Annotated in this window: 14 protein-coding genes; 12 read left to right on the top strand and 2 right to left on the bottom strand. The window is 66.0% G+C overall.

Annotation, left to right across the window (positions count from 1 at the left end; genetic code table 11):
* Window positions 1–5 precede the first annotated feature (5 nt).
* A complete protein-coding gene (locus ACZ9BC_RS16580) occupies window positions 6–1,136 on the bottom strand; it encodes a ScyD/ScyE family protein (protein WP_476246880.1) in 1,131 nt (376 codons plus the stop codon).
* A 177-nt stretch (window positions 1,137–1,313) separates the two neighbouring features.
* Here ACZ9BC_RS16580 and ACZ9BC_RS16575 point away from each other — a divergent pair, with 177 nt between their 5' ends.
* Entirely contained in the window at window positions 1,314–1,799 is a 486-nt protein-coding gene (locus ACZ9BC_RS16575) for a nucleoside deaminase (protein ID WP_476246879.1), read from the top strand.
* 2 nt (window positions 1,800–1,801) lie between these two features.
* The gene (gene trxA / locus ACZ9BC_RS16570; protein WP_476246878.1) at window positions 1,802–2,239 is read left to right on the top strand and encodes a thioredoxin; all 438 of its coding nucleotides are present in this window, start codon (window positions 1,802–1,804) and stop codon (window positions 2,237–2,239) included.
* Window positions 2,240–2,309: 70 nt separating this feature from the next.
* Here trxA and ACZ9BC_RS16565 read toward each other — a convergent pair whose 3' ends face one another.
* Window positions 2,310–3,470: a pyridoxal phosphate-dependent aminotransferase gene (locus tag ACZ9BC_RS16565; RefSeq protein WP_476246877.1), complete on the bottom strand. Its 1,161-nt coding sequence runs from the start codon at window positions 3,468–3,470 to the stop codon at window positions 2,310–2,312.
* A 61-nt stretch (window positions 3,471–3,531) separates the two neighbouring features.
* On the opposite strand from ACZ9BC_RS16565, the gene truB reads away from it, so the two are divergent.
* From truB to ACZ9BC_RS16515, 10 genes are all read left to right on the top strand, one after another.
* A complete protein-coding gene (truB, locus tag ACZ9BC_RS16560; protein WP_476246876.1) occupies window positions 3,532–4,470 on the top strand; it encodes a tRNA pseudouridine(55) synthase TruB in 939 nt (312 codons plus the stop codon).
* Window positions 4,471–4,824: a hypothetical protein gene (locus ACZ9BC_RS16555; protein ID WP_079595500.1), complete on the top strand. Its 354-nt coding sequence runs from the start codon at window positions 4,471–4,473 to the stop codon at window positions 4,822–4,824.
* A 19-nt stretch (window positions 4,825–4,843) separates the two neighbouring features.
* The gene (locus tag ACZ9BC_RS16550) at window positions 4,844–5,296 is read left to right on the top strand and encodes a hypothetical protein (protein WP_476246875.1); all 453 of its coding nucleotides are present in this window, start codon (window positions 4,844–4,846) and stop codon (window positions 5,294–5,296) included.
* Between the two features lie 79 nt (window positions 5,297–5,375).
* Complete coding sequence (locus ACZ9BC_RS16545; RefSeq protein ID WP_079595499.1) at window positions 5,376–6,359, top strand: bifunctional riboflavin kinase/FAD synthetase; 984 nt, start codon at window positions 5,376–5,378, stop codon at window positions 6,357–6,359.
* A gap of 90 nt (window positions 6,360–6,449) precedes the next feature.
* Window positions 6,450–7,304, top strand: a complete 855-nt coding sequence (kynA, locus tag ACZ9BC_RS16540) for a tryptophan 2,3-dioxygenase (protein WP_476246874.1) — start codon at window positions 6,450–6,452, stop codon at window positions 7,302–7,304.
* Window positions 7,301–8,560, top strand: coding sequence for a kynureninase (locus ACZ9BC_RS16535; RefSeq protein ID WP_476246873.1), 1,260 nt, complete (start codon window positions 7,301–7,303; stop codon window positions 8,558–8,560). Before kynA ends, ACZ9BC_RS16535 begins: the two co-directional genes overlap by 4 nt.
* Before the next feature lie 216 nt (window positions 8,561–8,776).
* A complete protein-coding gene (gene rpsO / locus ACZ9BC_RS16530; RefSeq protein ID WP_013600532.1) occupies window positions 8,777–9,046 on the top strand; it encodes a 30S ribosomal protein S15 in 270 nt (89 codons plus the stop codon).
* Window positions 9,047–9,286: 240 nt separating this feature from the next.
* Window positions 9,287–11,545 (top strand): polyribonucleotide nucleotidyltransferase, encoded by a 2,259-nt coding sequence (locus tag ACZ9BC_RS16525; RefSeq protein ID WP_476247049.1) that lies wholly within the window; start codon window positions 9,287–9,289, stop codon window positions 11,543–11,545.
* Between the two features lie 110 nt (window positions 11,546–11,655).
* Window positions 11,656–12,999 (top strand): M16 family metallopeptidase, encoded by a 1,344-nt coding sequence (locus ACZ9BC_RS16520; RefSeq protein WP_476246872.1) that lies wholly within the window; start codon window positions 11,656–11,658, stop codon window positions 12,997–12,999.
* Between the two features lie 99 nt (window positions 13,000–13,098).
* Complete coding sequence (locus ACZ9BC_RS16515) at window positions 13,099–13,614, top strand: DUF1579 family protein (protein WP_476246871.1); 516 nt, start codon at window positions 13,099–13,101, stop codon at window positions 13,612–13,614.
* Window positions 13,615–13,628: the final 14 nt, after the last annotated feature.

The following is a 13,628-nucleotide window of genomic DNA, read 5'->3' as shown; positions in this document are numbered from 1 at the left end:
CGCTGCTACCGGATGTCGGCCTTGATCACCCGACCTTCGGCAGGGGGAGGCGGTGGGGCAGCCGGGTTGAATGCGTCCACCGTCGCATACAACGTTCGGCCGTGGATCTCCACGTCGGCCGGCGCGGGGACCGGAAGGAACACTGACCGGTGGCCCTTCCAGGCGCTGAACTTCAGGATCTCGTTGCCGAACAGCGACGCCACATACACGTCGCCATTGTTAGCCACTGCCAGGCCCGTCGCACTGAGGATGCCATCCACCCAGAGCCTCGTGTGCCCGGTCCACGGGTTGATCTTGAAGACCGCGCCGCGTGCGCCCAGGCCAGGGACTTCAGGTCCACCGGGAAGCGATGTCACGTACAGCCAGCCGTCCGGGCCGATTTCCACGTCAGTCGGAACGGGTTCGAAAGCATACTTGAAATTTGCGCAGTCCGGCGCCTTTAAGGCGGCGGCGGCGTCTGCAGTGAGGACTGACGGTCTAGGAGGCAGGACTGCCACTGTGCTGACGGCGCCGGAGTGGATGTTGACCTTCAGGACAGCGTTTGCTCCGGCGTCGGCGACATAAGCCGTGTTGCCTTGGACAGCCGTGGCGTAGGCATTCGAGTCCAGGGCGCCGTTGTACCGTGCCGGTGGTGCATCCGCAATCGCTGCCGCCTGGTCCAGGCACTTAGTGCTGGCGTCCCGTCCGAACCCATACTCCTGGCCTGCATCCGGATTGTTCTTCCGCTCATGTTCGGCCAGGTCAGCTATCTGCCGGACATCTCCGCGCGGGTTGATTGCTTTCAAAAAGCCCTTCAGCTCGGCAGGATTCGGTGAGCCGGCACCGGCAGTTTCGAGGAAGAACGTGGTGGCGCCGCGGGTTTCCACCCCCGCCACGCCGAAGCCAGTAGCAGCCTGGTAGATATTGGTTACGGTCTTGTCCCTGTTGACGCGGCTGAGCTTCCCCGCGAAATCCTGGGTCACCAGCACGGATTTATTGGTTCCGACGGCGAGGTGCAGCGGTGAAACGAGCCCGCCGGCGAGCTCCGTGGCCTCCGGCTCGTGGCGGTGGTCCCGGTCGGACGCCACGGAGGCGCTTGCCGGGGCTATGACAGCCGCGGTTGCCAAACACGCGATCAGGGTGAGCTTTCTCTTCATTGGGTACTCCGGGTTGACGCCCTGGCGGGCCGGATAAGGAGCCTCGCGAGAGGCAAAAATTCGGAAACCCCCGGGCGCCAGAATATGCCTGCCGGTCAAGAATGTCGTGGGGACTTTCCCCCTAATGCGCCCCCTAATTTCACCCCCTAACAGCCAGCCCATGGCTAGGATCTAGCTATGACCATGGCAAGAGACTTCGACGACGCCGCCCGCTACCTGAAGCAGGCCGTGGAACTGGCCACCGGTAACGTGGGGGATGGCGGCGGACCTTTCGGCGCGGTGGTGGTCACTCCCGACGGCCGCGTGTATGAGGGCGTCAACCGGGTGACCCGCGACAACGATCCCACGGCCCACGCCGAGGTGGTGGCCATCCGCACCGCCGCTGCGGCACGCGGCACGTTCGATCTCCATGGCGCCGTTCTCTACACGAGCTGTGAGCCCTGCCCGCTGTGCCTTGCCTCAGCCCTTTGGGCGCGCGTCGAGCGGGTCTACTTCGCGGCGGACCGCCACGGTGCCGCTGCCGCCGGTTTCGACGATGCTCTCTTCTACGAGTACTTCAGCGGAACCCGCCCGGAACTGATGCCGGTCACCCGGGGCGATGTTCCGGCGTCGGACGCCCCCTTCCAGGCGTGGGGCGCCCACAAGCACCGCAAGGAGTACTAGGAATGGAACCAACACTCATCGCCTGCCCCTCCTGTGGAAAGACCAACAGGATTCCCGCGCAGGCGGCCGGCCAGCCGCGCTGCGGCAACTGCAAGGCAGGGCTGCCGTGGATCGTGAACGCCGGGGACGCGGACTTCGGGGCGGTGGCGGAACGGTCGCCGGTGCCGGTGCTTGTGGACTTCTGGGCTGACTGGTGCGGTCCGTGCCGCATGGTGAGTCCCGTCCTGGACAAGCTGGCCCGCGAACGGCCGGGCCGGCTCAAGCTGGTGAAGGTGGACGTGGACAAGGCGCCTGGCCTGTCCCGCCGCTTCGACGTGCAGGCCATCCCCACGTTGATGGTGCTGGTGGACGGCAGGGTCGCTGCGAGGCAGGCCGGAGCGGCGCCCGCCGACGTCCTGCGGTCCTGGCTGGACGGGGCGCTCTCCGGCGCCGCCCGCTGACCCGGTTTTAGTTGTCACCGCAGCTGAAGCGGACCCGCATCTGAAGCGGACCCGCATCCGAAACGAGCGCTCAAGCCTGCTGCCGGGCCGGCAACCGGGACAGGCCCTCGAGCAGCTCCTCTTTCCGCCCGCACAGCGCAATGCGCACCCAGCCCTCGCCGATGGATCCGAATGCGGTACCGGGGGCCAGCGCAACACCCGAGTCCGCCAGGAAGCGGCGCACCCAGCTCCGCACATCGCCGCCGCTGACGTGCGAGACGTCAGCCCACAGGTAGAACGCACCCTGGGCCTGCAGGTACGGAATCCCCAGGGAATCGAGGACGGCAGAGGCAGCGTCCCGGTTCTCCCTGTAGTGCCCGGAGGCATGCTGCACGTAGTCCTGGGGACCGGTGAGGGCCGCGAGCGCGGCATACTGCGACGGCGCCGCCACGCAGGAAACGATCGACTCCATCACGTTGTCCATCTTCTGCTTCAGTCCGGGAGGGCACACCAGCGCGCCGATCCGCAGGCCGGTGAGGCCGTAGGTCTTGGACAGCGTCAGGGAGGTGAAGACGCGCGCTTCACCGGGCGTCCCGCCGTCGAACCTTGCCGGGCTGATGTGCGGAACGTCGTAGGTAAAGGCCTCGTAGCATTCGTCGGAAATCACCCACAGATCGTGCCGGCGGGCCAGGTCCATCAGCTCCCGGGTCAGGTCCCCGCCAAGGACCGCGCCCAGCGGGTTGGATGGCGAGTTCAGGACCAGGACCCTGGTCCGGTCCGTGATGAGGGCCTCAAGGTCTTCCTCCCTGGGCTGGAAGCCGTTGTCCGGGTACAGCGGGTAGCCCACGGGGACGGCGTTCAGGAGCCTGCCCGTCATGGCGAACGTGGGATAGCCCGGGTTGGGGATCAGGATCTCGTCGCCGGGGGAGAGCAGCAGGCTCATGGCCAGGTGCAGGCCCTGCTGCGCGCCGGCCACCACGTAGACCCGGTCCGCGCCGACGTCGCATCCCTGCTCCTTGCGGAACCTGGCCGCAAAGGCTTCCCGCAGGGCAGGGATGCCGGCGTTGGGGGTGTAGTTGGTCTCGTCCCTGTCCAGGCAGGCCATGCCGGCCTCCAGGACATGGCGGGGGAGCGGGAACCCCGGTTCCCCGATGCTGAGAACCAGTGCGCCCGGGGTACGCCATGCCGCCTCGGTGATCTCGCGGATCTGGTTGACGGGCACGTCGCGGACATGGGCGGCAAGCTCAGGCATGCCTGCCATCCTAACCGGCGGGTGCGCGGGCGGCCCCACCAGCGCCGATATACTGGGAGGCGTGCTTTCTGGACTGGTGATAGTGGACAAGCCGCAGGGATGGACCAGCCATGATGTGGTTGGCCGGATGCGGCGCCTCGCAGGTACCCGGAAAGTGGGGCACGCGGGGACCCTGGATCCGATGGCCACCGGAGTGCTGGTGGTCGGCATCAACAAGGCCACCCGCCTGCTCACCTACATCGTGGGCACCTCCAAGACCTACACCGCCACCATCCGCCTGGGCCAGTCCACGGTGACGGACGACGCCGAGGGCGAAGTGACTGCCACGGCCCCCACCGCTGCGGTGGGCGAGCAGGCAATCCACGACGGCGTCGCCGCACTTACGGGCGACATCCAGCAGGTGCCCAGCAGCGTCAGCGCCATCAAAGTTAACGGTGAACGCGCCTATGCGCGGGTCCGGTCCGGAGAGGATGTTAAGCTCGCCGCCCGCCCCGTCACCATCCACCGTTTTGAGGTGCACGGCATCCGCCGGGATGAAGCAGCCGGGTTCCTTGACGTTGATGTCACGGTGGAATGCTCTTCCGGAACGTACATCCGTGCCCTTGCCCGGGACCTGGGCAACACCCTGGGCGTGGGCGGCCACCTCACCGCGCTCCGCCGCACCCATGTTGGCCCGTACTCGCTGGACCAGGCCCGCACCCTCGAACAGCTTGCCGAGGAACTCAACGTCCTGGACATGTCCCAGGCGGCCCGGGCGCTGATGCCCAACCGGGAGCTCACCCCCGAGGAAACAACGGAGATTTCCTTTGGCCGGCGCATTGCCGCCGGCGCAGCCCCGGGAAGTCCCGCGGCGGCCACCGCCGACCGTCCCGCCGCCGCCTTCGCGCCCGACGGAAGCCTGGTGGCCCTCCTGGCGGACGCCGGAAGCTACGCCAAACCCGTCCTGGTCTTCGCACCCGGCGACGGCAGCCCAGCGGTCACCAACGCCGGGGAAGCTTAGATGGACGCCTATTTCTACATCATCCTGGTGGTGGGTCTGGTGTCCACCGGGATCTGCCTGGCGGCGGGCATCCTTAAGAAGGCGCCCAACGACATCACCATCCTGTCGGTGGCGGCCGTCGAAGTCGCCCTGGTGGTCTACCTTGTGGGTTCCATCATCCGCGTCATCGCCGGCGAACCCATTGCCGGTGAAGCCTGGGAATTCTGGGGCTACCTCGCCACCGCCATGCTCCTGCCCCCGGCCGCCGTCTACTGGTCCATCCTGGAACGGACACGGTGGAGCAATTTCGTCCTGGCCGCCGTCGGCGTGACCGCCCTGGTGATGGCCGCCCGCATGAACCAGATCTGGTACTGAAGTGGAAGAAGCACACAACGTGAAAGAGCAGCACCCGCGCACCGCCATCGGTGACGCCCCCGCCCGGAACACCCGCAACACCGGTCCCGGGCGCCTGCTGATCGCGGTGTACGCCGTCTTCGCCATTTCTGCCTCGGCACGCGCCGGCTACCAGATCCTCACCAAGTTCTCCGAGGCTCCGCTGGCATACCTGCTCTCCGCCTTCGCCGCCCTGGTCTACGTCGCGGCCACGGTGTCCCTTGCCAAGGCAGGCAGCACCTGGTTCAAGGTGTCCCTCGCCGCCGTGCTGGTGGAACTCGTGGGCGTGCTGGTGGTGGGTGCCCTGAGCGTGTTCGACTCCGTGGCGTTCCCGCACGAAACCGTGTGGTCCCTCTTTGGCCGCGGCTACGGCTTCATCCCCCTGCTGCTCCCGATTCTCGGATTGGTGTGGCTGTACCGGCGCAGGCCATCGCAGGGGAAAACCGCGCTGTGAATGCGGGTAACCTTGAAGAGTTCCGCGGCCGGCATGGCTGCGGATTGTTGATGCTTGCAGGCAGTTAAAGGCGAGGGTGATGGTCTACATCTGGAACGATCCGTCCGAAGTCCCGGCGGACTTCGGCCCATCTGTTGTCACCTTTGGGAACTTCGACGGCGTTCACCGCGGGCATCAGCAGGTGCTGTCCCAGCTGATCCGCTCAGCCCGGCTCACCCATGCCAGGGCGGTTGCCGTCACCTTTGACCCGCATCCCGCGCTGGTCCACCGCCCCGAAGCCGCGCCGCAGCTAATCATGGGCCTGGACGACAAACTCGAGGCCCTGGGCGAACTCGGCCTGGACGCCGTCCTGGTGGTGAAGTATTCGCTGGACCTGGCCAGCCTGACAGCCGAGGAATTCGTGGAGCAGTACCTGGTGGACTGCCTGCACGCCAGCCATGTGGTGATCGGCCATGACGCCCGCTTCGGCCGGGGCAACTCGGGCGACCTGGACACCATGAAGATGCTCGGCCAGAAGTTCGGGTTCGAGGTGCAGGTCATCAGCGAGTTTGGCTCCGAGGGCTACCCCCTGCATGACGACGACGGCAAGGACCGCCGCTGCTCGTCCACTTGGGTCCGCGAAGCCCTGCAGGAAGGCGACGTCACCACCGCCGCGGCCGTGCTGGGCCGCCCGCACCGGATGCGCGGCGAGGTTGTCCACGGCGCCGCGCGGGGACGCGCCCTCGGGTTCCCCACGGCCAACCTCGCGTCCGATTCGAGCGGGCTGATCCCCGCCGACGGGATCTACGCCGGATGGCTGGTTGACCAGGCCGGCAAACGCTGGCCCGCGGCCATCTCCGTGGGCTCAAACCCCACGTTCGACGGCGTCAGCCGGCAGGTGGAGGCGCACGTCATCGACCGGCCCAGGGAAGCCGTTGAGGACTTCGATCTGTACGGCCAGACAGTAATTGTTGAATTTGTGGAGCGGCTCCGCGGCATGGTGGCCTACCGTGGGCCTGAGGCCCTGGTTGACCAGATGAAGCTGGACGTTGTCCAGGCACATGATCTGCTGACCAGGCGCTGATGAGCCGCTGACCTGCCACCTGGACGGCCCCGGTTCAGACCCCCGCCACCCTGGCAGGCCTGCCAGGGTGTCAGCAAGGAAAGGCAGCACGTGTCCGTCGAGAAGAACACCCGCAAGCTGGACAAGGGGATCGTCCGGGACTTCAGCTCGAGGATGAGTTACGCCTCCTACCTTCAGCTGCCCACCCTGTTGAGCGCGCAGCAGCCCGTCAGCAAGCCCGAACACCATGACGAGCTCCTGTTCATCATCCAGCACCAGACCACCGAACTGTGGCTGAAGCTCGTGCTGCATGAGCTGCGGAGCGCCGCCGCCTGGCTTCGCGCGGACGACCTCGGCTCGGCGCTGAAGGGCATCGCGCGGGTCAAGCACATCCAGAAGACCCTCACGGAACAGTGGTCCGTCCTGGCCACCCTGACGCCCACGGAGTATTCACAGTTCCGCGGCTTCCTGGGCAACTCCTCCGGTTTCCAGTCCAGCCAGTACCGCGCCGTGGAATTCGTGCTGGGCAACAAGAACCGCAAAATGCTTCCGGTCTTCGAATCAGATCCCGAGGCGCACGCCATGCTGGAGGAGTTGCTCGCCGCGCCCAGCATCTACGACGAATTCCTCGCCTACCTTGCACGCCAGGGATTCGATGTTCCCCCCGCCGTTTTGCAACGCGACGTCACCAAGGCACACGAGTTCACCCCGGACCTGGTGCCGCTCTTCAAGCACATCTACGAGCACGCCGCGGACAACTGGGGCGCCTACGAAGCCTGTGAGGAGCTCGTTGACCTTGAGGACAACTTCCAGCTGTGGCGCTTCCGCCACCTGCGGACGGTCCAGCGGACCATCGGCATGAAATCCGGAACCGGCGGCTCCAGCGGCGCGGCCTTCCTTCAAAAGGCCCTGGAACTGACTTTTTTCCCGGAATTATTCGCTGTCAGGACGGAGATCGGACAATGAGCATTGAGCAGGCACATCCCTCCCCGGCAACAGGCCATGCACTGCAGCAGCGTGCCGCAGAGCTGGACCGGCAGGATCCGCTGGCCCGTTTCCGTGGCCACTTCATCGGCACCGACACGCCGTTGTCCTACCTGGACGGCAACTCCCTGGGACGCCCGCTGAAACGGACTCCCGAGGACATTGCGGTGTTTATCCGCGACGGCTGGGGCGGGCGCCTGATCCGCGGCTGGGACGAGGAGTGGCTGGAGCTGCCGCAGGCCATCGGCGACCAGCTGGGCCGGGCGGTCCTGGGTGCCGCCCCGGGCCAGACCATCATCGCCGACTCCACCACCGTGGTCCTGTACAAGATGATCCGCGCGGCACTGGCGGCGGTGGCCGACCCGGACCGCAACGAACTGGTCCTGGACACCGAGAACTTTCCCACGGACCGCTACCTCGTGGAAGGCATAGCGCTGGAGGAGGGCCTCACGCTCCGCTGGATCGAAACAGATCCCGCCGCAGGGGTGACCGTTGACCAGGTGCGCGACGCAACGGGGCCGCGCACCGCCGTCGTACTCCTGAGCCAGATCGCCTACCGCTCCGGCCACCTGGCGGACCTTCCGGGCATCACTGCCGCCGTGCACGACGCCGGCGCGCTGGTGGTGTGGGACCTTTGCCATTCCGCGGGGTCCGTGGAGATCGACCTGGACGGCGCGGGCGTGGACTTTGCTGCCGGCTGCACGTACAAGTACCTCAACGGCGGTCCGGGCTCGCCCGCGTTCGCCTACGTCAACCAGCGGCACCTGACCTCGCTCAACCAGCCCATCTGGGGCTGGATGGGCCGGAAGGATGCCTTTGAGATGGCGGCCGGGTATGAGCCTGCGGCGGGCATCAGGGGATTCCTGAGCGGCACTCCCGCAATCTTCGGGATGCTGGCCATGCGCGGCACCCTGGACCTCATCGAGGAAGCGTCCATGGCGGCCATCCGGAAGAAGTCGGTACAGCTGACGGGGTTCGCCGTCGAGGTGTTCGATGAATGGCTGGCACCCCTGGGGGCTGAACTGGCAACGCCACGCGATCCAGGGGAGCGGGGCAGCCACATCACCGTGGACCACCCCGGATTCACGAAGGCAACGGTTGCAGCGCTGTGGGACGACGACGTCATCCCCGATTTCCGGTCGCCGCGCGGCATCCGGGTTGGCCTGTCGCCCCTTAGCACCAGTTTCCAGGAAGTGCTGCACGGGATGGCAGCCATCCGGGACCGGCTCCAGGGCTGACCGGGGCACCGTCTTCCTGCAACGGCTCTCCTGCGCCCCTGTTTCGACAACATTAGGCCGCGGCCGGTAAACTGGACGATGGATCCGGCTGCAGTCCGTGGCGGCTGGTTCCTGTTGCGTACGGCATCCCGGTTCTTCCGGGGGTTATGCCGCGGCGGCAGACCCGGCAGTGATTTTCTGACCTGGGCCCTCACGGCACATTTACTAGGAGTTATTGTGGCACTTGACGCCGCTGTAAAGCAGTCCATCATCAAGGAATACGCAACCGGCGAAGGCGACACGGGTTCACCCGAGGTCCAGGTTGCTGTCCTGACCCAGCGGATCAAGGATCTGACTGAGCACATGAAGGAGCACAAGCACGACTACCACACCCAGCGCGGTCTGCTGGCCATGGTTGGTCGCCGCAAGCGCATGCTGAGCTACCTCAAGAAGACCGACATCGCCCGCTACCGTTCGCTCATCGAGCGCCTCGGCCTGCGCCGCTAGTCGCACTTTGGGGGCGGCCCTTTCCGGCATGGAACGGGCCGCCTTCTTCAAATAAAAACTAAACAGGAGGATCAACCGCATCACGCATTCGCGGTCCTCGGTAGTGATCCCCGGGAAGGCTTCGTCGACTGAAGCCCCGGCCCGTGGGTCTCGATCGATGACCGGGTGCAGGGCCAGTAGACAGATGCTGGCTGGGTTGATGCGGCTGGACTCCGTAAGAAAGAAACGGAGGTGACTCTCTTGGAGGGTCCCGAAATCCAGTTCTCAGAAGCAGTCATTGACAATGGCCGCTTTGGCAAGCGTGTAATCCGCTTCGAAACCGGCCGCCTCGCCAAGCAGGCAGCCGGCGCAGCCATGGTGTACATCGACGAAGACACCGCACTGCTGTCCGCCACCACCGCCGGCAAGCACCCGCGTGAAGGCTTCGACTTCTTCCCGCTGACGGTCGACGTCGAAGAGCGCATGTACGCTGCCGGCCGCATCCCGGGCTCGTTCTTCCGCCGTGAAGGACGTCCGTCCACCGAAGCCATCCTGGCCTGCCGGCTCATGGACCGCCCGCTGCGCCCCGCCTTCATCAAGGGCCTGCGCAACGAGGTCCAGATCGTGGTCACCGTCCTGGCGATCAACCCGGACGAGCTGTACGACGTTGTGGCCATCAACGCCTCCTCGATGTCCACCCAGCTGTCCGGCCTGCCGTTCTCCGGCCCCATCGGCGGCGTCCGCGTTGCCCTGGTTGCTGACGAAAACGGGTCGCAGTGGGTTGCTTTCCCCAAGCACTCCCAGCTGGAAAACTCCGTCTTCAACATGGTTGTGGCCGGCCGCATCGCCGGTGACGACGTCGCCATCATGATGGTCGAAGCCGAAGCGACGGACAACTCCTGGAACCTCATCAAGGAACAGGGCGCCACCGCCCCCACCGAAGAGGTTGTCTCCGAGGGCCTCGAGGCTGCCAAGCCGTTCATCAAGGCACTCTGCGACGCCCAGGCGGACCTGGCCGCCCGTGCAGCCAAGCCCACCGTTGAGTTCCCGGTCTTCCTGGACTACGAGGACGACGTTTACGCCGCTGTTGAGGCTGCCGCCGCTGACAAGCTGTCGGCTATCTTCCAGATCGCAGACAAGACGGAGCGCAACGACGCTTCGGATGCGCTCAAGGATGAAGTGGTTTCCTCCCTCGCCGGCCAGTTCGAAGGCCGCGAAAAGGAAGTTTCCGCAGCGTTCCGCTCGGTGACCAAGCAGGTTGTCCGCCAGCGCATCCTGAAGGACCAGATCCGCATCGACGGCCGTGGCCTGACGGACATCCGTCAGCTCACCGCCGAGGTTGAGGTTCTGCCCCGCGTCCACGGTTCGGCCATCTTCGAGCGCGGCGAGACCCAGATCATGGGTGTCACCACGCTGAACATGCTGAAGATGGAACAGCAGATCGACTCGCTGTCTCCCGTGACGCGCAAGCGCTACATGCACAACTACAACTTCCCGCCGTACTCCACCGGTGAGACCGGCCGCGTGGGTTCGCCCAAGCGCCGCGAAATCGGCCACGGTGCCCTGGCAGAGCGCGCCCTCGTGCCGGTGCTGCCGTCCCGCGAGGAATTCCCGTACGCCATCCGCCAGGTGTCTGAGGCCCTCAGCTCCAACGGCTCGACGTCGATGGGTTCCGTGTGTGCTTCAACCCTGTCGATGCTGAACGCCGGTGTGCCCCTGAAGGCCGCCGTCGCCGGTATCGCCATGGGCCTGGTTTCCGACCAGGTGGACGGCCAGACCCGCTACGCAGCCCTGACCGACATCCTCGGCGCCGAAGATGCCTTCGGTGACATGGACTTCAAGGTTGCCGGTACGTCCGAATTCGTCACGGCCATCCAGCTGGACACCAAGCTGGACGGCATCCCCGCCTCGGTGCTGGCAGCAGCACTTAAGCAGGCCCGCGAAGCACGCCTGCACATCCTGGATGTCATCAACTCGGCCATCGACACCCCGGACGAGCTTTCCGAGTTCGCACCGCGCGTTATCGCCGTGAAGATCCCCGTGGACAAGATCGGCGAGGTCATTGGCCCCAAGGGCAAGATGATCAACCAGATCCAGGAAGACACCGGCGCGGACATCTCCATCGAGGATGACGGCACGGTCTACATCGGCGCCACGGATGGCCCGTCTGCAGACGCAGCACGCTCCGCCATCAACGCCATCGCGAACCCGCAGGTCCCGGAAATCGGCGAGCGTTACCTGGGTACGGTCGTCAAGACCACCACCTTCGGTGCCTTCGTGTCGCTGACCCCGGGCAAGGACGGCCTCCTGCACATCTCCGAACTGCGCAAGCTGGCCAACGGCAAGCGCGTGGACAACGTGGATGACGTCGTTTCCGTCGGCCAGAAGGTCCAGGTGGAAATCACCAAGATCGACGACCGCGGAAAGCTCTCGCTCGCCCCGGTGGTAGCCGAGGAGGAAGGCGCGGCTGAGACCGAGCGCGCCCACACCACGGAACCTGCTGAAGGCGCTGACGTCTAACAGCCCGGTTTCCGGCACAAGCATGAATCGGCGGGGCCGGTGGATGATCCACCGGTCCCGCCGCTGTTACGATGGCAGCCAGATCCCGGCTGCCCCTTTGAAAGGCCTCAATGACTGTTGTACCCCTGCCTCTCGAGCAGAACCATCGCGGCGATACCCTGGTCCACGGTTCCGACGGCGGCTCCGAAGTCCGGCGTTCGGTGCTGCCCGGCGGAGTGCGGGTGCTGACAGAGGCGATGCCCGGGCAGAGGTCGGCCACCATCGGTTTCTGGGTCGGCGTAGGGTCCCGCGACGAAGCACCTGGCCAGCACGGCTCCACCCACTTCCTGGAACACCTGCTGTTCAAGGGCACCAAGCGCCGCACCGCCCTGGAAATCGCTTCAGCCTTCGACGAGGTGGGCGGCGAGTCCAACGCCGCCACTGCGAAGGAAAGCACCTGCTACTTCGCCCGGGTCCTCGATACGGACCTGCCGATGGCCATCGATGTCATTGCGGACATGATTACCGGCGCGGTCCTGGACCCTGCCGAGATGGAGCAGGAACGGGACGTCATCCTCGAGGAAATCGCCATGGACAGCGACGACCCCACGGACGTCGCCCATGAGCACTTCGTCTCGGCCGTCCTCGGGAGCCACCCCCTGGGCCGGCCCATCGGCGGGACCCCCGCCGCGATCAAGGCCGTTGCCCGCGACTCCGTCTGGGAGCATTACCGGCGCTACTACCGGCCGGACGAACTCGTCATCACCGCCGCCGGCGGGCTGGACCACGACGTCGTCTGCGACCTTGTGGTTGACGCCCTTGAATCGGCCGGCTGGTCGCTGGAGACGAACGCCTCACCCGTGAAGCGCCGCTCAACCGAACGCGCCCTCATCACCGGCACCGCGGGTCTGCACGTGGTCAAGCGCGCCGTGGAGCAGGCCAACATCATCATGGGCTGCCCCACCATCGTCGCAACCGACGACCGCCGCTACGTGATGAGCGTCCTGAATGCTGTCCTGGGCGGGGGCATGTCGTCCAGGCTGTTCCAGGAGATCCGCGAGAAGCGTGGCCTGGTCTACTCCACCTATTCGTTTGCGTCCTCCTACGCTGATGCCGGCTACTTCGGCATGTACGCCGGGTGCACGCCGTCGAAGGTGCGGCAGGTGCTGGAGCTGCTGGGTGTTGAGCTGGACAAGCTCGCCGAGGACGGCATTTCCGATGACGAGCTCCGCAAGGCGGTCGGCCAGCTGTGCGGCGGCATCGTGCTTGCCTTGGAGGACACCGGTTCGCGGATGTCCCGCCTGGGCCGTGCAGAACTCGTTTCCGGTGAGTACCAGGACATCGACGAGACGCTCCGTCTCATCAAGGCGGTGACTGCGGAGCAGGTCCAGGACCTGGCAGCCGAGCTCGCGGCGGCCCCCCGGACAGTTACTGTGGTCGGCCCGTTCGAGGAGACGGAAACCTTCGGTCTCTGACCTTCACCCCCAAGCCACACGTATTAAGGCTGCGCGGGCTTACGATGGGGCCATCCGTCGTTGCTGCGCGGTGTGGGAACTGGTGTGAGGGGGGAACGCATGAGTGAACCCCCCTCAGCCCATGATCACCCGGCACTGTCCAGCCTCCTCGGCCGTTGGCGGGGAAGCACCCGTCTCGCGGCTGGCCCGTGGGGGCCGGAGCGAACCGTCGACGCCGAGGTAACCTACAGGCGCGTGGCCGGTGGCTTCGCCGTGGTGCAGAGCTACCGCCACCTCGAAGCTGACGGGACGCATTTCGAAGGCCACGGGATCTTCACTATGGATCCGGATCACCAGGACGTCTTCTGGTACTACGTGGACAGTCATGGCCCTGCGCCCGAGGGTCCGGCCCGTTGTACCTGGCACGACGGCGTCCTCCGGGTGGAACGTCACGGGAGTGCCGGCTGGACCCGGCACTCCGTGCGCCTTGACGGTGACGTGCTGACGCATGTGACCGAGCTGAGGTCGCGCGGGCCTTCCAGAGTGGCGCCCGGCGGCAGCGCTGAAGACGCCGGCGCTGACGGTACAGGCTCGGCCTACACCCCGTTCATGACCTCAACATTCAGCCGGGCCTGACGGCCGAAGTTCCC

The sequence above is a fragment of the Pseudarthrobacter sp. TE3704 genome (assembly GCF_056279405.1).
This window is presented reverse-complemented; position numbering and strand designations above follow the sequence as displayed.

Coding starts and splice junctions, on each gene's coding strand:
- ACZ9BC_RS16545 (WP_079595499.1), top strand. CDS start 5,376: ATGGTCTACATCTGGAACGATCCGTCCGAAGTCCCGGCGGACTTCGGC.
- ACZ9BC_RS16520 (WP_476246872.1), top strand. CDS start 11,656: ATGACTGTTGTACCCCTGCCTCTCGAGCAGAACCATCGCGGCGATACC.
- ACZ9BC_RS16565 (WP_476246877.1), bottom strand. CDS start 3,470: ATGCCTGAGCTTGCCGCCCATGTCCGCGACGTGCCCGTCAACCAGATC.
- ACZ9BC_RS16535 (WP_476246873.1), top strand. CDS start 7,301: ATGAGCATTGAGCAGGCACATCCCTCCCCGGCAACAGGCCATGCACTG.
- ACZ9BC_RS16580 (WP_476246880.1), bottom strand. CDS start 1,136: ATGAAGAGAAAGCTCACCCTGATCGCGTGTTTGGCAACCGCGGCTGTC.
- ACZ9BC_RS16555 (WP_079595500.1), top strand. CDS start 4,471: ATGGACGCCTATTTCTACATCATCCTGGTGGTGGGTCTGGTGTCCACC.
- ACZ9BC_RS16515 (WP_476246871.1), top strand. CDS start 13,099: ATGAGTGAACCCCCCTCAGCCCATGATCACCCGGCACTGTCCAGCCTC.
- ACZ9BC_RS16575 (WP_476246879.1), top strand. CDS start 1,314: ATGACCATGGCAAGAGACTTCGACGACGCCGCCCGCTACCTGAAGCAG.
- trxA (WP_476246878.1), top strand. CDS start 1,802: ATGGAACCAACACTCATCGCCTGCCCCTCCTGTGGAAAGACCAACAGG.